At 52.7% G+C, this 17,707-nt stretch carries 15 protein-coding genes and 1 pseudogene; 11 read left to right on the top strand and 5 right to left on the bottom strand.

The window, feature by feature from the left end; all coding sequences use genetic code 11:
- Nucleotides 1-97: 97 nt before the first annotated feature.
- Both LOY36_RS11670 and LOY36_RS11665 read right to left on the bottom strand, forming a co-directional pair.
- Nucleotides 98-1,369 (bottom strand): OmpP1/FadL family transporter, encoded by a 1,272-nt coding sequence (locus tag LOY36_RS11670; protein WP_258673629.1) that lies wholly within the window; start codon nt 1,367-1,369, stop codon nt 98-100.
- 198 nt (nt 1,370-1,567) lie between these two features.
- Nucleotides 1,568-2,194 (bottom strand): TetR/AcrR family transcriptional regulator, encoded by a 627-nt coding sequence (locus LOY36_RS11665; protein WP_258673628.1) that lies wholly within the window; start codon nt 2,192-2,194, stop codon nt 1,568-1,570.
- Between the two features lie 274 nt (nt 2,195-2,468).
- On the opposite strand from LOY36_RS11665, the gene LOY36_RS11660 reads away from it, so the two are divergent.
- A complete protein-coding gene (locus LOY36_RS11660; protein ID WP_258673627.1) occupies nt 2,469-3,644 on the top strand; it encodes a PAS domain-containing sensor histidine kinase in 1,176 nt (391 codons plus the stop codon).
- A gap of 481 nt (nt 3,645-4,125) precedes the next feature.
- Here LOY36_RS11660 and LOY36_RS11655 read toward each other — a convergent pair whose 3' ends face one another.
- On the bottom strand, nt 4,126-5,052 hold the full coding sequence (locus LOY36_RS11655; protein ID WP_258673626.1) for an AraC family transcriptional regulator: 927 nt from the start codon (nt 5,050-5,052) through the stop codon (nt 4,126-4,128).
- A 165-nt stretch (nt 5,053-5,217) separates the two neighbouring features.
- Between LOY36_RS11655 and LOY36_RS11650 the strand changes: the two genes are divergently transcribed.
- The 3 genes from LOY36_RS11650 (at nt 5,218) to LOY36_RS11640 (ending at nt 8,632) form a co-directional block, all read left to right on the top strand.
- Nucleotides 5,218-6,267 carry an NAD(P)-dependent alcohol dehydrogenase gene (locus LOY36_RS11650; RefSeq protein WP_258673623.1) on the top strand — a complete coding sequence of 350 codons (1,050 nt, stop codon included), beginning with the start codon at nt 5,218-5,220 and terminating at the stop codon, nt 6,265-6,267.
- Between the two features lie 44 nt (nt 6,268-6,311).
- Entirely contained in the window at nt 6,312-7,334 is a 1,023-nt protein-coding gene (locus LOY36_RS11645) for an alpha/beta hydrolase (protein ID WP_018927734.1), read from the top strand.
- 89 nt (nt 7,335-7,423) lie between these two features.
- Entirely contained in the window at nt 7,424-8,632 is a 1,209-nt protein-coding gene (locus LOY36_RS11640) for an MFS transporter (RefSeq protein WP_258673621.1), read from the top strand.
- A 255-nt stretch (nt 8,633-8,887) separates the two neighbouring features.
- Here the strand turns inward: LOY36_RS11640 and LOY36_RS11635 are convergent, their stop codons facing one another.
- On the bottom strand, nt 8,888-9,319 hold the full coding sequence (locus LOY36_RS11635; protein WP_019578517.1) for an Lrp/AsnC family transcriptional regulator: 432 nt from the start codon (nt 9,317-9,319) through the stop codon (nt 8,888-8,890).
- Nucleotides 9,320-9,519: 200 nt separating this feature from the next.
- On the opposite strand from LOY36_RS11635, the gene LOY36_RS11630 reads away from it, so the two are divergent.
- From LOY36_RS11630 to LOY36_RS11615, 4 genes are all read left to right on the top strand, one after another.
- Entirely contained in the window at nt 9,520-10,239 is a 720-nt protein-coding gene (locus LOY36_RS11630) for a YitT family protein (protein WP_258673618.1), read from the top strand.
- A gap of 100 nt (nt 10,240-10,339) precedes the next feature.
- Nucleotides 10,340-11,824, top strand: a complete 1,485-nt coding sequence (gene amrS / locus LOY36_RS11625) for an AmmeMemoRadiSam system radical SAM enzyme (protein WP_258673617.1) — start codon at nt 10,340-10,342, stop codon at nt 11,822-11,824.
- Nucleotides 11,821-12,966, top strand: a complete 1,146-nt coding sequence (locus LOY36_RS11620) for a PLP-dependent aspartate aminotransferase family protein (protein ID WP_018927728.1) — start codon at nt 11,821-11,823, stop codon at nt 12,964-12,966. Before amrS ends, LOY36_RS11620 begins: the two co-directional genes overlap by 4 nt.
- Before the next feature lie 61 nt (nt 12,967-13,027).
- Nucleotides 13,028-14,284 carry a PLP-dependent aminotransferase family protein gene (locus LOY36_RS11615; RefSeq protein ID WP_258673616.1) on the top strand — a complete coding sequence of 419 codons (1,257 nt, stop codon included), beginning with the start codon at nt 13,028-13,030 and terminating at the stop codon, nt 14,282-14,284.
- A gap of 84 nt (nt 14,285-14,368) precedes the next feature.
- Here LOY36_RS11615 and LOY36_RS11610 read toward each other — a convergent pair.
- Nucleotides 14,369-15,000, bottom strand: a pseudogene (locus LOY36_RS11610) (LysE family translocator).
- 336 nt (nt 15,001-15,336) lie between these two features.
- Between LOY36_RS11610 and LOY36_RS11605 the strand changes: the two are divergent.
- The 3 genes from LOY36_RS11605 to LOY36_RS11595 are packed head-to-tail and all read left to right on the top strand — an operon-like array spanning nt 15,337 to nt 17,160.
- Nucleotides 15,337-15,558: a hypothetical protein gene (locus LOY36_RS11605; protein ID WP_258673615.1), complete on the top strand. Its 222-nt coding sequence runs from the start codon at nt 15,337-15,339 to the stop codon at nt 15,556-15,558.
- A complete protein-coding gene (locus LOY36_RS11600) occupies nt 15,542-16,942 on the top strand; it encodes an MATE family efflux transporter (RefSeq protein WP_258673614.1) in 1,401 nt (466 codons plus the stop codon). Before LOY36_RS11605 ends, LOY36_RS11600 begins: the two co-directional genes overlap by 17 nt.
- On the top strand, nt 16,939-17,160 hold the full coding sequence (locus LOY36_RS11595) for a hypothetical protein (protein ID WP_258673613.1): 222 nt from the start codon (nt 16,939-16,941) through the stop codon (nt 17,158-17,160). Before LOY36_RS11600 ends, LOY36_RS11595 begins: the two co-directional genes overlap by 4 nt.
- Nucleotides 17,161-17,707: the final 547 nt, after the last annotated feature.

Genomic DNA, 17,707 nt, shown 5'->3' with positions numbered 1-17,707 from the left:
GGCCTTTTACCTCAGGGGAAAGGCCCGAGATGTGTTCCTAAAGGTCGGGAGGCAACGCGTGCTCCCGACAGGACATTCATCGTGTAACAGCACTCAATTAGAAGCGGTAACTCACAGACGTACCGAGCCCGTTTGCACTGTTCTTAAATTTGGCACTGTATGCACCTCTATTCGCAGAGGCGTCGTTGATCCGCACGCTCTCCTCCCATAGGTAGGAATAAGCAACATCGATCGTGACATTGTCCGCCGGAGTCCAGCCAGCACCGAAGCTGATAACCTTCCGGTCACCCGTAGGAATACGTGGTCCACGGTTGGTGTTGTTGGTGGGAGACTGGTCGACCGAGAAGCCTGCGCGAAGTACCCATTGGCTGTTCAATTTGTACGCCGTGCCGATAGCGTGAGCCCACGTATCATGCCAGTTCTGTTCTTCGGTAATCGTGCCCAGCGAGCCGCTCAACAAAGGGGGTAAACCCGTGTTCTCGATGGTTAATTCTTTAAAGCGACTCCAACGTGTCCAGGTACTCCCCAAATATAGAGTCCAGTCATTATTGAGCTGATGAGTCACCGAGAAATCCACTGACTCTGGGGTATCCACATCCAGTGAAGCGTCATAACTCCGACCGCTGACCCCCAACACGCTAAAGATGCCGTCGGTGACCTTGGTCTTGGCGTCCAAGTGGTAACTGACCTTGGAATGGTAAGTCATGCCCAAGCGAGTTTGGTCTGTAGCCTGCACCAGGATACCGGCGTTGAAACCGAGGGCCGTGTCATCGCCCGTGCTTTTGAGTTTTCCGTCATTGCGACCTGGGCTAAGTGGATTGGGCACCATCCCGGACAGCTCACCGGTGATGCGGTTGATAGTCGGACCGAACCCGATCGAAACTTTGTCGTTAAAGGCATAGCTGATGGTGGGCTGGAACGTAAGGGTCGTGACCTCACTTTTGTTGGCGTAGTAACGCCCGGCAAAATCGCTGCCGTAGTCAGTCATCAGACCGAAAGGTACATAAAAACCTACACCGAACACCCAATGCTCATCGATGGGTTTGACGTAGTAACCCATAGGCACTGTGGTGGTTGGCACCATGTCGCCGTCTTCCTGGCCTCCGAATGTACTGCGGGTTTGGCTTATGTCGGTCTTCGCGAATAGAGTCGCCGCGCCCACGCTGACCTGCTCTCTTTTCAATCGAGACATACCCGCCGGATTACCGAAGACCGTGCTCGCATCTTCAGCGGATGAGGAGCGCCCGGCAAACCCGGACCCCATCCCACTGACGCTTTGTTCATTGAGAGCGAAACCGCTTGCAAACACATTTGAAGATGCGAGCACGACAGCGAGGCCAAATGGGCTCTTGAGCAACATTTTTTTCATTGTTTGAACTCTATGGGATCACTGAGATGAAGCAGTAGAAGTAACGGCTCACCATATTTATTCATGTGACCAATTCAGTCAACAGTCACAATGCGAATAAATGAAATGCCCTTCGACGACTGGAAGAAGGGCAAAGTGAAAAGCCGTTTTGGTGATGTGTCGCTTACACAGGCATGACGTAAAACCGTTAGCCGAAGGTCAAGGCATGAGGCTACGCAAAATGAGGTTGGCGGTGAGCGTGGGCGCCTCCTCGACATAATCGAGGTTGTACTGCAGGAGTAAAGGATTGACGAAAGGCCGCAAAGCCAGATGTATCGCTTCTACTGTTTCGTCCAGGGGAGTCTTGCGTTCAAATTCGCTGATCTCTCGCCCTTCCCGCACGATTTGCAACACGAAGCGTTTGATCTGTGCGTCATAAGCCTGCGTACTGGGCCAGCTTTCCGACGCCGCAAATGCTGCAATGTCATAGAGTTTTCGGTCGTTAAAGAACAGATTCACGCCTGTGGCGACCACAGTTTTGACCAATCGTCGAAAGCGTTCCGTCGGCGACAGGTCTTCTACATTGATCGCCTGCTCCACAGCCGCGACGATTTCTGCCAGACAATTTGCACAGATGGCTTCACCGATCGCCTGCTTGGAATCAAAAAATTTGTAGATGTAGGCCTTGGAAAACCCAATGGCCCTAGCCAGGTCGGAAACCGTGGTTTTGCCGTAGCCGTACTGACTGAAGTGTTCGTTGGCCGCCGCAACAATCTGATCTCGAATGTCGTGATCGGCTGGGCCACGGGGGCTGGGCGAAGCTGAAGATATTGATGGCTGATTCATGGGAACAGCTTACTCACCCAATCGCCGACTGACAACTTGTGACCGATAAGATATCTAGTCACGAATCGGCCATTTTGAACGACTTTTCCGAGCGCCCACAAACTTCATCACTTGAGCCGGTCGACAGTGGCTGCCTCGAAGAGTTGATGCAACAGATTGGCTAACCCTCCGTATGTCGAGACCAAGCACTGCAAAAGGAGTAAATTTTGAGAGTCCTTGCCCAAGTGGTGTCTATAATTTTTCAGATATCGGCCCCATTGGTCAGTGAATACAAATGCCCGCAGATGACGACTCGCTGCCCGGTTCTGAAATTCTCTTCGATGAAGCTGATTGTGGCTTACTGCCTACCGCAGAAAATGGCCAGATCGCACAGGTCAACCTCACCTTCTGCCGCTGGATTGGCTACCGCAGGAGTGAGCTGGTCGGTCGTCACATCCAAGACCTGATGAGCCCTGAAGGGAGGACGTTTCACAGGACGTACTGGGCGCCCCTTATGCAAATCCAGGGCGTGATCGCTGATGTCAAATTCGATCTCGTTCACTACAACGGACATTCAATTCCGATGATGCTCAGCGCCGTCCGTTGTGAGAGTTCTGCTGGCATATTTCATGAAATGACGCTGTTCAAAGCCGAAGATCGGCAAAGATACGAGCGTGAGCTGCTCCATGCCCGAATGCTCGCAGAAAGACATTTGGCAAAACACCTCAAGGATCAACGGGTGATGGATATCACCCAAGACAAGCTGCGCATCACTTACGCCGCGGCGGAAGACCGGGCCCTGTTCGCCGAGCAGCTTATCGGGATTGTCAGTCACGACCTGCGCAACCCATTGTCGGCGATAAAAATGGCAACAGAACTGCTGGGCCGCAGGGAGATGGATGCTAAGCAGGCACAAATCCTTGGCCACATCACCCACTCCGCAGAGCGCGCGCAGCGCCTGGTGGCCGATCTGCTGGATTTCACCTTGACGCAGGTCGGGCGAGGTATCGCAGTTCTGCCCAAACCCGTCGATCTACACGAACTGGTGGCCGACTGTCTGGACGAGTTGAGTCTGGCGTTCCCCGGGCATGAATTGACCCACCTGCGTTATGGGCAAGGTGACTTTACTGCCGACAGTGATCGACTCTATCAGCTCATCGGCAACCTGGTCGCCAATGCAGTGGCCTACGGTGCTGCCGATAGCGGAGTCACCGTTTCTTCGCGCATCGAAGATCCAGCGGTCATTATTACAGTCCACAACCTTGGCACACCCATACCACCTGAGTTGCTCAAGGACCTGTTCGAACCGATGATCCGCGGCAGTCATGACAATGCTGAACTTAGAAGTGTCGGGCTGGGTTTGTTCATTGTTCGTGAGATCGCCAGGGCGCACCACGGCGACGTGGCTGTAACGTCTTCTCTAACGAGCGGAACAACATTCACTGCAACCTTTCCTCGCACCATAAATTAGCTTGGGTTGACCTTCGCTCAACCCCGTCGCCCTCCTTTGCTAGCCGTCGATAGCGTGGTGTGTTGCTTGCCAATCTGGTCCGCGAAGACTGGTGCCCTTCAACGACAAAACGCCTACCAGTTTACTGTTTGCCCGCAAATTGCCCAATCGCTCAGGCTGGGAAAACACTGGAGTAAGCCGAACGGGATGGTGTCCTGCAGCCACGGCGCGCTCCTTGAGCACATGCAAATTAGCCAAGGTTACTGCGAGGTGCCGTCGTCGAGACTGGTTCGGGGAACGTAACTGCGAACGAAGGTGTCATCTGTATAGGCACCGTGGTGTCGCAATCCTGTTGGGATAGAGAGGTGGCTTTCATGAACAATATTATCTACATCGTCGGGGCAGTTGTGATTGTCCTGGTTATTCTGTCGTTTGTCGGCCTTGTATAGCCTTAGCTGCCAGCTGAGAACCGTCCTGATGGCGCCTGCCTGACAGGGTGTATTTATGTTGCTACCCCCTGCCCTCGCAACATCGCAATATCCCGCTTGGGGGGTACGCCAAACAGACGGCTGTATTCGCGGCTGAACTGCGACGGGCTTTCATAGCCGACCTGGTAGGCTGCGCTTGATACTTCCTGATGCTCGTTGAGCATCAATCGCCTCGCCTCGTTCAATCGCAACCACTTCTGGTACTGCAACGGGCTCATCGAGGTGAGCTGGCGGAAGTGGTGATGAAAGGTGGGCGTGCTCATCTGCACTCGCGCCGCAAGTTCTTCGACGCGAAGCGCCGAGGCGTAATTCAACTTCAGCCAGTCGATGGCTTTTGCGATGCGATAACCCTGGCCATCGACCGAGGTAATCTGCCGCAACCTGGCAGCCTGATCACTCTTCAAGAGACGATAGTGAATCTCGCGCTGAATCAAGGGCGCAAGCACAGGGATGGCTTCGGGTTCATCGAGTAGCGCCAGCAAGCGCTCGAACGACGCCAACATGGCAGGCGTTACTGAACCAATCCCGACACCTTTCACCACTGATCGATCACGGGTTGGCGGCAAGTCACCCTGCACTATCAGCTCAGCCAACATGCGCAGATCGAGCTTCAAAGTCAGCCCCAGGCATGGCTGCTCCGGGCTTGCCACCAGCACCTCAGAATTGGCGGGCAAGTCCAATGAGGTGATCAGAAATCGCGACGTGTCATACGGGTAGCCCTCGCCACCTACCCACAACTGTTTCTCACCTTGGGCGACGAGGATGATGCTTGGCTCGACCATGCAGACGACGGGCGGCGACGGATGTTCGCGCCTGAAAAAGCCCAGGCCCGCAATGGGCGTTCCGTAGTCACCTGGTTTCGGGATCTGCTCGCCAATGATCCGCACGAGCGTTTCTTGTGGCGACAGGTGTTGAGCAGTAGTCTCGTGTTTGATCGTCATGTTCGCCTTGTACCTCTTCGCTGAACTCTAACTCGCCCGCTTACGACCGTCCTGCAAAAAAACAGAGACTCATAGAATCAGGCAAGTAATCCAGCGCAATGCACTACAGGGAGTCTGGGCAGAGCCGGAAAATGTTCATCCGACAAAGCCATTGAGGACTCTCCCATGCTTGTACAAGCCTACGGTGCTCATGCGGGCGACAAGCCCCTTGAACCGTTGCAAATCATTCGCCGCACACCCGCCACCCATGACGTTCAGATCGATATTGCCTTTTGCGGCATCTGCCATTCGGACTTGCACCAAGTGCGCGCCGAGTGGGCGGGCACGCAATTTCCATGCGTACCGGGGCACGAAATTGTGGGTCGTGTATCGGCGGTCGGCGCGCATGTTGTGGATTTCAAAGTCGGCGATCTGGTCGGTGTCGGTTGCATCGTCGACAGCTGCAAACACTGTGAAGACTGTGCCACGGGGCTGGAAAACTATTGCGACGGCATGGTCGGCACCTACAACTTCCCGACCCCGGACGCACCTGGCTGGACGCTCGGCGGCTACTCACAAAACATCGTGGTGCATGAACGTTATGTTCTGCGTATTCGCCATCCCGAAGAACAACTGGCCGCCGTCGCACCACTGCTGTGTGCGGGCATCACCACCTACTCCCCACTCCGTCACTGGAACGCCGGGCCGGGCAAGAAAATCGGCGTGGTCGGCATTGGTGGCCTGGGCCACATGGGCATCAAGCTGGCCCACGCGATGGGCGCCCACGTTGTGGCGTTCACTACATCCGAATCCAAGCGCGAAGCGGCGAAGGAATTGGGCGCGGACGAAGTGGTGGTATCGCGCAACGCTGAGGAGATGGCCGCGCATGCCAAGAGCTTCGACTTCATCCTCAACACCGTCGCAGCCCCCCACGATCTCGATGCCTTCCAGGTTCTACTCAAGCGCGATGGTGCGCTGACCCTGGTCGGTGCGCCCGCCTCGCCGCATCCATCGCCCAATGTGTTCAACCTGATCATGAAACGACGAACGATTGCCGGCTCGATGATCGGCGGTATCCCCGAGACGCAGGAGATGCTGGATTTCTGCGCCGAGCACGGCATCGTCGCCGACATCGAGTTGGTCCAGGTCGATCAGATCAACGAATCCTATGAGCGGATGCTCAAGGGCGACGTCAAGTATCGCTTCGTGATCGACAACGCCACATTGGCTGGCTAAGCGAAAGGCGCCAGCGAATTACCACTCATCAAAAGGACTATTCAGTGAAAGGCATTTTGCTTGCCCTAGGGCTGCTTGTTACCTCTTTTTCTTCAACGGGAGCCGATCTGTCGAACGGCGCGGACAACTTCTACAAAAGCGAAAAAGTGACGGTAGAAAAGGTCACCTTCAAGAATCAATACGGCATGAAGGTGGTGGGCAATCTGTTCATCCTGAAGAACCTCAATCCTCAATCGAAGAATGCCGCGATCATTGTCGGTCATCCAATGGGGGCAGTGAAGGAGCAGAGTGCAAACCTCTACGCCACAAAAATGGCCGAGCAGGGATTTGTCACACTGTCGCTGGACTTGTCCTTCTGGGGTGAAAGTGAAGGCACGCCTCGCCAGGCCGTTTCGCCTGATATCTACGCCGAAGACTTCAGTGCCGCCGTGGACTTTCTCGGCTCTCGCCCATTGGTCGACCGTGAACGTATCGGCGTCATCGGTATTTGCGGCAGTGGCAGCTTCGCCATCAGTGCGGCCAAGATCGATCCGCGCCTGAAGGCCATCGCCACCGTCAGCATGTACGACATGGGCGCCGCCAATCGTAATGGCCTCAAGCACAGTGTAACGATCGAACAACGCCAGCAAATCATTCGCGAAGCGGCGCAGCAGCGCAACGCCGAATTCTGGGGTGGCGAAGTCCGCTATACCAGCGGCTCACCACTGAAGCTGACCGGCAACGCCGTGGGTGACGAGTTCTACGATTTCTATCGCACACCGCGTGGCGAGGTCACCCCTGCCGGCGCATCGGCACAGACAACCACCATGCCGACGCTGACCAGCAACGTGAAATTCATGAACTTCTATCCGTTCAACGACATCGAGACGATCTCCCCTCGCCCACTGCTGTTCATTGCTGGCGCCCGGGCACACTCACTCGAGTTCAGCGAGGATGCCTACAAACGCGCGGCAGAACCTAAAGAACTGCTCATCATTCCAGATGCCGGCCATGTGGATCTTTACGACCGGGTCGACCTCATTCCATTCGCCAAGTTGACCACATTCTTCAAAAGCAACCTGAAGTAGCACTGAACAGTGCCCTGGCCGGGCATCCGTTCTCACGCGCGGCCTCGTTCCCGGGGCCGCGACGCTTCGCGCATTACGGGATTCAATCAATGATCCAACCCACGCTCTCAGCCCCGCGAAAACCTGAACAATCATGGGGTGCCGTATTCGCCATGTCGCTCGCCGCCTTCGTCCTGGTGGCATCGGAGTTCATGCCCGTCAGCCTGCTGACACCGATTGCCGCCGATCTGCATATCACCGAAGGGCAAGCGGGCCAGGGCATTTCAGTCTCTGGGCTGTTTGCGCTATTCGCTAGCCTCCTGACCGCTTCGGTGGCGGCGCGGGTCGACCGCAAGCCACTGCTGTTGTCCCTGACGCTGCTGATGATCGTTTCGGGAACCGTGGTCGCGTTCGCGCCGAACTACTGGGTGTTCATGGCCGGCCGCGCGCTGATCGGCGTAGCAATTGGTGGTTTCTGGTCATTGTCGGCGGCAACTGCCATACGCCTGGTGCCTGACGACCAGATCGCTCGCGCCATGGCAGTCGTCAATGGCGGCAACGCTCTGGCGACAGTGATTGCAGCACCTCTGGGCAGTTTTCTCGGAGCCTTCATCGGATGGCGCGGCGCATTTTTGTGCGTCATCCCGGTCGCGGTAATCGCCAGTCTCTGGCTTTGGGCGAGCCTTCCTGCGATGAAGTCGCAAAGCGGTTCAGGCACTGGAAATGTTTTCAGGCTGATGAAAAGCACACCGGTCGCGTTAGGCATGGCGGCGGTCAGTGTCTTTTTCATGGGCCAGTTCATGCTATTTACCTACCTGCGCCCGTTCCTTGAAACGGTCACGCACGTCAGTATTTCCATGCTGTCACTGATGTTGCTCGTCCTCGGCCTGGCAGGCCTCGCGGGAACCTTCCTGATTGAAGCATTCTTGAAAAATGGCCTGCATCGCACCCTCATCGTCATCCCGATATTGATGGCGGCGATCGCACTGGCACTCGTTTCGTTCGGCAGCTCTGCGACTACCACCACCGTCTTGTTGGGCCTCTGGGGGCTGGTTGCGACCGCGGCGCCGGTGGGATGGTGGACATGGCTGGCCAGAACATTGCCAGAGGATGCTGAAGCCGGAGGCGGCTTAATGGTGGCGATCATCCAACTGGCCATTGCATCCGGCGCAACCGTTGGCGGGCTGGTATTTGACTCGAACGGCTATCGAGCGACTTTCGAGTTGAGCGCCACGCTGCTGGGCGTGGCGGCAGTTCTTGCCTTCCTGGCGGCACGCGCTGCCTCGCGAGAACCTGTTGCATCGGAGAGCATCGCTTGAAAAAACACAAGACATGCCAAGGCGAGTCTTGTGTTCCCTGTGGGGCAATCGCGGCCAAGTACGTTAGTGGGCGCAGGCACATCGGCCGCAGTACCCCAAGTGTCTGCGACCGGCATGACATTGTTCACCGTTCCTCAAAGAGCCGTGGACGTTAATTACCGATTCAGGGACAGATGAATCGCTGGTGGCGCCGTTCCGGGCAAACAAAATGATCACCCTTGAAATAGCTGACAGCTGACTGTTCTATGTACGGGCTCAAGGGACAAGCTTTCTTCTCTCGATGGGGACAGACAAGACAATGCTTGTACGTGTCTCACCGTACGCGTTGATCTTCGCAATGATATTTTCGATATCGGCCATTGACCTGGCATAGATCCTGATCAGGTAGGAGTCGTTACCCGTGACGTGCAGGCACTCAACGACTTCGGGTATGTCGTTGAGCGTCGCTATCAATTTGGATTTCGCAGGCTTGAGGGTGGTCATGCCGACGACAGCAGATATGCCGAACCCTAGTTTGGTTGGATCTAACTGAGCGCTATATCCCTTGATGACCCCAGAATCTTCGAGCTTTCGCAACCGATCAGTGGTGGCGGGAATAGAAAGACCTGCGTGCTTGGACAGCTCCGTGATGGAAATGCGACCAAAGTCCTGCACCTTCCCCAAGATTTTGATGTCTATACGGTCCATGTAAGCTCCCACAGCAAAAAGTATAAATTTTAATGAAAAGCACCCGGTTTTCATTAAAAAATAATGCACCAAAATAAAGCAGAGTGCTAGTCTATTTGCAGCCCGGTAAAGCCTAACAAGAACCCGGGTAATCAATAGCTCTGAATCCTTAGCGTTACGCACTGCATAATAAAATATTCTCCTCCAGGGATGGTGTTCGTATGGAAGATGAAAAAATAAAGTGTGAAAAAAAATCCTATCCATCATTCGCGAATTATATTGGAACGCAAGTCCTAAGTTTTCGTGATTTCAAGACGGATCAGATTTTTATGTATCTGGCTGGCGTCGCCCTTTTCTCGGTGGGGGCCAAGTTTTTCATAGTCAGTCAACTGGGGACTGACCCCTTAGATGTCCTGATCATCTCGATAAATAAAATACTCATGCTCGGAATGGGCGTTTGTTCGGGTATCGTTTCTCTATTCTTTCTGCTGTGGTGGATGCTCTGGAACAAGAAATATCCTCCGATAAGCCCATTTGTTACAACCACACTTACAGGTCTGTTGATTGACCTCTGGTCCGTGCTGGGGCTTGGAGAGTATTTGATTGTCAGAGTGAATGAGTACACGATATTGGCGATGGGTCTGGTGCTGTGTGCTTATTCGTCTGCACTGATTATCATGAGCGGTATTGGTATCAGAATCATGGACCTTGTGGTGCTTACCATGGTGTCCAAATGGGCGTGGTCATTCACCAAAGCCAAAATGATAATTGAAATTGGCATCTTTTCAACCGGATGGCTTCTAGGCGGGCCCTTCGGTATGGGAACCATTGCATTCTTGTTGGTCATAGGCCCTCTTATACAGCCATTCATGAATATAAACGCCAGGCGTTTTTCACTTAAGAATTATGGATTGACCAGCGTTTCTTCCGCCTATCAATAACTACTAGGGGATTGCTGCCACTGTGGCGGCGGGATTGTTTCGCCTCGACTATTTAAACCGATGATATTGACAGCAACTTCCGTAAAATGAGGAGTGAGAGATGGACACTACAAAAAATAAAAACTGGACCTTGGAAAGCACGCCTGCAAAGTTGGAAGAAATACTCCCGAACGGCGTTGTAAAGTGTCATCTTTCTCCCCGAAACTGTGTCATTCAGGAGGGTAAAGTAGGTTTTTGCAAGGTGCGCGGAAACAGAGGCGGCCGGTTAGTTACATTAAATTATGGCAAAGGCGTTCACAGCACCGAAGAGACCATCGAAACCGAGGCGGTATTCCACTTTGCTCCCGGAGAGCGAATCCTTTCCCTAGGCAATATCGGCTGCATGCTTAACTGCGGCTACTGCCACAATTGGAAGACCTCTCAGGCCAAGTATGTGACAGACAAAGATGTTTACTACTATACGCCTGAACAGGTTGTAGAAACCGCCTTGAAGCATGGTATACGCGTTATCTCCTGGACGTATAACGACCCTGTTGTCTGGCATGAATTCATCCTCGATACGGCAAAGCTGGCAAAGGAAGCGGGCTTAATCAATTTATATAAATCAGCTTTTTTTATCAGTGAAGAAGCCATTGATGAACTATTGCCCGTCATCGACATATTCTCGATTTCGCTAAAATCCATCTCCCCCGAATACTATCGAAAAGTCACAACAGGCTGGGTAGAGCCCGTTCTGGCTGGCATCAAGAAAGTATACGATGCTGGTAAATATGTTGAAGTCAGCACCTTGATGGTTACCGATATCAGTGACGATGAGGATACCGCCAGGAAAATCAGCCAGTGGGTACTGGATGAACTGGGCCCGAATGTACCGCTCCACTTTGTAAGGTTTCACCCTGATTATAAAATGAGTAATAGCATCAGGACGCCCGTGGATAGACTCCTGAAGGCCCGGGACATTGCCCGGAGCATGGGGGTTGAGCATGTTTATCTGGGCAACGTAAATGATGTCGAGGGCACCAATACCAACTGCAATAATTGTAACGCTCTACTCGTTACCCGCTACGGTTTGAATGCTGAACTGATCGGATTGGATAGCAACGGTTGCTGCACCCGGTGTGGGCACGACGCACACTTCAAGTTACTGGGCGAACACAAAGCGAACACGCCTGTTGAACTGCGAGAGGCTGCATTGACCTCTTACGAGAAGCGAAAGTTCGAGTGGCATGGGGATATCGTATCGCTGCACGCCCAAGTGCTGAATACTGAAGACTTTGAACAGACCGTCTACCTGCGGCGCAACTATACCGACGGGCTCAACAGTGATTGGAAATCACTGACATTGCGGCCGTATGAAAGCTATCGATTTATTATTGCCAAGGCACGAATTGATGAATCAGGCCCTGAAGTCTGGCTTCCCAAGGGGGTGAACTCAAATCTTCATGAAGTATTCGACAGGGCTCACTTCCCAACCGAGTCGATTGAAGAGATTGGTATTTCGCAAAACGACATCACGCCGACCATTGGGTATGAAGGCAAGCAGAACATGTATGAGCAGGTTATCAAACTGGTGAGCAAATCATGAGCGTGTCTACTGAAATACTCCACATCAGGGTCGATGACCGAGAGGCCCACCCATCCGTGACGCCTATTTATCAGTGCAGCGCTTTTAGCGCCGACTCGGCGTTCTTCTACTCGAGAAAAGCCAATCCCAATGTGACTGAGCTGGAGCAGGTTGTCGCTGCACTGGAAGGAAGCGAATACGCCTTGGCCTACAGCACCGGAATGAGTGCCATCTACATGGTGCTGGAGCTGCTGAAACCCGGTGGGTCGCTGGTGATCAACAAATATATCTATGGCTGTTCTTATAAGCTGTTTCAGCGATATGCGGCACGTATCGGTGCGAAACTGACGATTCTGGATCTCACCACGGAAAGTGGATTGAAAGAGTTGCCGTCGGACGTGGACATGGTCATTTTCGAAACACCGACCAATCCCTTTCTGAAAGACATTGATATTCATGCGGTCAGCAAGGCGGTTAAGCAAAACAACCCACACGCTCTGGTGGTCGTTGACAACACGTGGGCCACTCCGATATTTCAAAAGCCTCTGAACTTCGGCGCGGATATTTCTCTGTACAGCGCAACGAAGTATTTCTCCGGGCATAGCGATGTCATGGGCGGCCTGGTACTCGTCAACAATGAAATGATTTATACGCGCCTCCTCGAAGGCCGCTTTTACTCAGGCTCAATATTAGCGCCTAATAGCGCATGGCTGCTCCGCAGAAGCATGCAGACATTTAACCTGCGCATGGAGAAACACAGCAACACAACCTCCAGCATGCTCAACTATCTACGGGAACTGCCCTTTATTGAGCATGTATATTATCCACGAGTCGATGGTAAACAATTGACCGGCTACGGTGGCATTGTGTTTGTTGATATTCGGCCCGATCTGGTCCCCTTTTACAAAACCTTCACCAGCTCCCTCAAATGGTTTGGAACGGGTACGGGCATGGCCTGTGTCACGTCAATGGTTGCGCAACCCTTTAGTGGAAGCCATGCCTCGATGACTGAGCAGGAAAAAGCGGATATGGGGATTGAAAAGGGGTTGGTACGATTGTGTTTTGGTTTAGAGGCCCTTGAGGATCTTAAAGAGGATCTACTTCAGGCATTTGTGGCCATGGAAAATATGGCCAATCAAAAAAGTGCACTTAAACCTGCGTAACAGATGTTAATCATGAGCAACGAGCCTTCAACGGCTCGTTGCTTTTTATGGAGAAGCGAGATTGCCCAGCGTACTCGAAAAAACGATATTCGAAGACCCTACTCTGAACGTTATCCATCTTCTAAATTCCATTTCCAGTGAAAATCCAGAGGCAATCTCTCTGGCTTCCGGTCGACCTGACGACGAGCAATGCGACCTGTCCCTCATCGATAAAGGGCTGGCCAGCTATGCACGATACGCCGTCGATACGGAACACTCGCTTGCGACACTACTTTGCCAATATGGAAAAACCACCGGAATTATCAACGGCATAATAGCCGAACACTTGCAGGTGGATGAAGGCATAAAAATTTTCAACCCTGAAAGTATTGTCGTGTGTATGGGGTTTCAGGAAGCTGCGACCTTGACACTGCTATCAATTTTTGAAGGAGGTGGTGTTTTATTAGTGCCTGACCCTGTGTTTTCCGGAATAACGGGGATTGCGAAATTATTAAGAATAAAAATTGTACCCGTTCCTGAGGACACCTTCCTCGATCCATCCGCCCTGCGCAAGGTAGCTGAAGATCTTGAGTCCAGAGGGGAAAAGGTAAAAGCGCTGTACGCGATTTCAGATTTTAGTAACCCTACTGCTAACAGCCTTTCCTATGAAGACAGAAAGGCCATGCTCTCCTTGGCCAATGAAATGAATTTTTTTATCCTGGAGGATAATGCCTACAGCTACTTCAGGTACGAGGGAGATAAAATCCCCTTGATGAAGTCAATCGACAGTAGTCGAGTATTCCTTCTTGGCTCTTTTGCAAAGTCAATTTTTCCGGGATTGCGTATGGGCTACGTAGTCGCCCCGGAGAGCGCTGGGGTGATTTCCTTTAGCGCCAGGTTATGTAAAGCCAAAAGCTTGATCACCGTCAATACACCTGCCCTGTGCCAGGCAATTGTCGGAGGTTTGCTGATAGAGAACAATTACTCTTTAAAACAGCTTAATCAACCAAGAGTGTTGTCTTACAGGCAAAAAAGAAACCATATGATTGAATGCCTTGAACGTGAATTCCCGATCAAGACTTGCTCTCGAAGAAGCGTCACCTGGAACCATCCAGAGGGAGGTTTTTTCATCAATGTACAGTTGCCCTTCACCTTTGAATATTTTGAAATGTGCGAGTGCGCCAGGAACTTCAAGGTTATTGTATTTCCCACTTCCTTGTTTTCGCTGACGAATCAGGCTGTCACTCAGGTCAGATTGTCGTTTAGCAATGCGACAGAATCAGAAATCAAACAAGCGATAGGCAGCCTCAGGGCGTACATTGAATCCAGAACGCAGTAAAGCATCCTCCCGTCAAACCGTAGGGGATTGATGCCAAGGCTTACTCATCAGTCAATAAGAAATAAGCCTTGCCTCATTTCCCTATTAAGCTGCTGTGGCGAGCATAACGCCAGTGGCTACTTGGTAGGCACCCAGAATGGTGATGGTTGACCCGGAAAAATAGTTGATCAACCTGAGCTTTGATTGGGAGATTCTGGTCTTGAATATGGAGGAGAATCCGCTCAATCCCAGCCACCAGACAGCCGAGCCTAGAAATATACCTGTCACCATAGGCAGCACTGAGTGCTGACCGCTTTGATCATTAGCCATGCCATCGCTCATGGCAGCAAATATCGCAATAAACGACAGGATGGTCATTGGGTTCGACAGTGTCAAAAACAGTGTACTCAAGTAGGCTTTTAACAGGTTGGCTCGTTCACCCGCCAGGGCTGTTGAGCTCGCTTTCGATTTTATTGTTTGATAACCAATGTACGCGAGGAACATCCCCCCAAAATACACAACCATGGCTTAAAGCTAATGAGTGTCGCTATGATGACTGTGATTCCCAGCGCACCGACAAATCCATAGATCGAATCGGCTGTGGCCGCCCCTAACCCTGTCGCGAAACCTGCTCTCCATCCAAGCGCAAGGCTCCTCTGTATGCACAACAGCCCAATGGGTCCCACAGGGGCTGCGATACAAAGCCCAATGATCATCGACTTAATGAAAATCAACATAAATGCACCTCCGCAATTGATGCTTAAAGGTTAGGAGAAGTACATTTTTTTATGAATTAATTATTAATTCCCATAGAGGTTTTTTGATAATTTTGTAAGAAGTATTCTTATCTTTCCTTCATTATTAAGGTGCACTCTGTGATGAGCCTTACTAAACACGATCGGGATGCCATTCGCCTTCGACGATGACACCGGCCAGGACGTTGCAGGCATTCCTGGACGACTCGGGTTTTGAAGGGCTTTGGATAAGAGGTTCGTTAGCGCATGGCGATCCGCTTGTGAGGCTAAAAATGGTGTCCACTGGGTCCATCCATATGACAGGATAGTTCGCGCAACTTGCACCGGGATCTGTTTACCAACGCATTCAAGATCGGCCCGCAAGCCCCAGAACCGCTCATGCATTCAGCCTGCGTCGCCTTCGGCATGGAGCGTCTGCTGTTGTTGCTGCTGGCGCAGATTGGAAATCCCGACACACTGCTGGCTCTTTTACGCGAGGTGTTGGGCGACCATCGCGGCAGCCGCGAGACAAAGGAATGTGAATATGCGGCACTGGTTTGACGCAGGGGTGGCGAAAAGAATCGCTATCGTCTCGTTTCCGTTGATGGGGACGATGGTCGGCAATTTATTGATGATGCTTGTCGACAGGCTATGCCTGGCAAACTACTCACAAGATACGCTGGCCGCCTCCGGTCCAGCAGTATTCACGAGCATGGCGATCATCGCTTTCTTCTGTAGCACCGTAGGCGTGTCACGTTCCTTTATTGCACAGGCGAATGGTCGATCGGGGCTCAGCGAGGCTTGGAATGAAGCCGCACTGGGGCTGCTCCTTGGTATTGCCTGCGGTGCCCTGCTGTTTGTCGCCGCTCCGTTGATCGCGATGATCCCACAGCTCAGCTCCCGCCCACCGCAGATTGTCAGCCTCGAATCGCAGTACATGCTCTGGGCGGCGATCTTCGGTGGCGTAATGACGATCGACACAGCGCTGTCCTCGTTCTTCAACGGTGTGGGTCGAACCCGCGAAACGCTCATGATCGGCATCGTTGGTCAAGTAGTCGACTCAATCTTCACCGTCGGCCTGGTCTTCGGAAAGTTCGGGCTGCCCGAAATGGGAATGGCCGGAGCCGCTATCGGTACGTTGATCGGCACTCTGTCCATGCTGACGTGCTACGCAGTAATGCTGCCTCGAGAAATCTGGCTTGAGTTGATGAACATCTTCATTGCCCGTAGCGAGCGCCTACTGCCTCGGCTGTTTTTCCGGCTGCGTAGAGGTGTTCCCAGTGGCTTATCCGCCGGGGTGGATCAGCTCGGCAACACTGCGTTCATCTGGATAGTCGCGGTACTGGGCTCTAGCGCGCTAGCGGCAAACAACGTCAATCTGACGATCAATTACCTGGGCATCATCCCGATCATCGGTTTGGGTATTGGTTGCAGCATTCTGTGCGCCACTGCAGTGGGCAAGGAGCAATACACTGAGTTGGCAACGATCCTACGGGTGACCGTGACCATCGAGCTGTTCTACGTACTGCTGGTTTCCACCGTTCAAATCACTTTGCCACAGGTCTTGCTCAAGGCTTTCGGCGACCTGGGGCACAACCCGGAGATCGTCGCCCTGGCCATCGATACACAACGCGTACTGTGGACATTCTCCGCCGCCTTTGTCTTCTCTATGACGGGTGCAGCCGTCTTGGAGAGTATTGGCATGGCCAGATTTTCGCTGGTAGTGCGCCTGATTCTGATGTGGTTTATAAGCATTCCGTTGATCTATTACGTCGCAATGAGCAATCGCGATGTGCCGTCGTCGCTGATGACATGCTGGGTCATCGGTTCGGTGTTCGAATTTTCGATTGGCGCAATTTATTTCTGGCGAATCGCCAAAGCCATTCGAGGGGCCGAAAACCGTCTTCACGCCGATCCTCATCCGGCGAGCGAGAGCGCCCTATGAACCTGAATGAAGTCATTCGTTTCGCACCTTTAGCGATCAACTGCTTTACAGGAAGTCTGGCACAACTATCCAGACGAGGCGGTGTCCTCATCAATGAAGCACAACTGCTTGAGGCCAGCGACGGCTACCTCTGTACCGCGCAGGCCTCGATGAATGGGGCATGCCCGAATACACCTTCGCGGTTGAGAACGTCGGGCTTCGTGCTTGCAAGGCATTAGGCGGCAGAGTTGACCCACACGACTACGCCGGCGTGCTCGATCAGTAGCGTCTTGAGTTGCGTGACCCAATCTGTACCGATCGCCAATCGCGCCAGTAGCTAAATAGAGGAGCTGCTTGCATACCCAGCAAGGAATCAGGCTTCCTTCAACAACCCTCGCACCATCGACCTCAATTGCAGAAGAACCATTCCTGCTGGTCGATTTCCGGGCTCCCGTTGGCAAGTTCTCAAACCCTGTACTACTGTCATCTCGTGCTGGATGCTCGGGATCGTGGACGTTCGATCTCCCCCAAGGTCATGGAATGAAGACCCCATCGTGAACACACACGTGTTCCAACCGCTGTGCATACGACGTGTACGACGAGCCTAATGTGGCTCCGGTTCACAGGGAGGTGCTTATGGTGGCTTCAGGTCTAAAGCCTCGGCAGCAAATGCTGAGTATTCGCCAATGCATTGATACAAAGCACTCTGCTTTTCTCCCCTACCTCCCCTGGCATCCCCGCTCCAGATTTCAGCCCGCTAAGTACCAGTAACTGAGCATGCGCAGC

It is taken from the genome of Pseudomonas sp. B21-019 (genome assembly GCF_024749225.1).
Taxonomy (GTDB): domain Bacteria; phylum Pseudomonadota; class Gammaproteobacteria; order Pseudomonadales; family Pseudomonadaceae; genus Aquipseudomonas.
The sequence above is the reverse complement of the archived record's forward strand: the minus strand, read 5'-3'. Positions and strand labels throughout refer to the sequence as shown.

Bases quoted from the DNA above. Each gene is read 5' to 3' on its own strand.
- LOY36_RS11670 (WP_258673629.1), bottom strand. From the start codon at position 1,369: ATGAAAAAAATGTTGCTCAAGAGCCCATTTGGCCTCGCTGTCGTGCTC.
- LOY36_RS11665 (WP_258673628.1), bottom strand. From the start codon at position 2,194: ATGAATCAGCCATCAATATCTTCAGCTTCGCCCAGCCCCCGTGGCCCA.
- LOY36_RS11660 (WP_258673627.1), top strand. From the start codon at position 2,469: ATGCCCGCAGATGACGACTCGCTGCCCGGTTCTGAAATTCTCTTCGAT.
- LOY36_RS11655 (WP_258673626.1), bottom strand. From the start codon at position 5,052: ATGACGATCAAACACGAGACTACTGCTCAACACCTGTCGCCACAAGAA.
- LOY36_RS11650 (WP_258673623.1), top strand. From the start codon at position 5,218: ATGCTTGTACAAGCCTACGGTGCTCATGCGGGCGACAAGCCCCTTGAA.
- LOY36_RS11640 (WP_258673621.1), top strand. From the start codon at position 7,424: ATGATCCAACCCACGCTCTCAGCCCCGCGAAAACCTGAACAATCATGG.
- LOY36_RS11635 (WP_019578517.1), bottom strand. From the start codon at position 9,319: ATGGACCGTATAGACATCAAAATCTTGGGGAAGGTGCAGGACTTTGGT.
- LOY36_RS11630 (WP_258673618.1), top strand. From the start codon at position 9,520: ATGGAAGATGAAAAAATAAAGTGTGAAAAAAAATCCTATCCATCATTC.
- amrS (WP_258673617.1), top strand. From the start codon at position 10,340: ATGGACACTACAAAAAATAAAAACTGGACCTTGGAAAGCACGCCTGCA.
- LOY36_RS11620 (WP_018927728.1), top strand. From the start codon at position 11,821: ATGAGCGTGTCTACTGAAATACTCCACATCAGGGTCGATGACCGAGAG.
- LOY36_RS11600 (WP_258673614.1), top strand. From the start codon at position 15,542: ATGCGGCACTGGTTTGACGCAGGGGTGGCGAAAAGAATCGCTATCGTC.
- LOY36_RS11595 (WP_258673613.1), top strand. From the start codon at position 16,939: ATGAACCTGAATGAAGTCATTCGTTTCGCACCTTTAGCGATCAACTGC.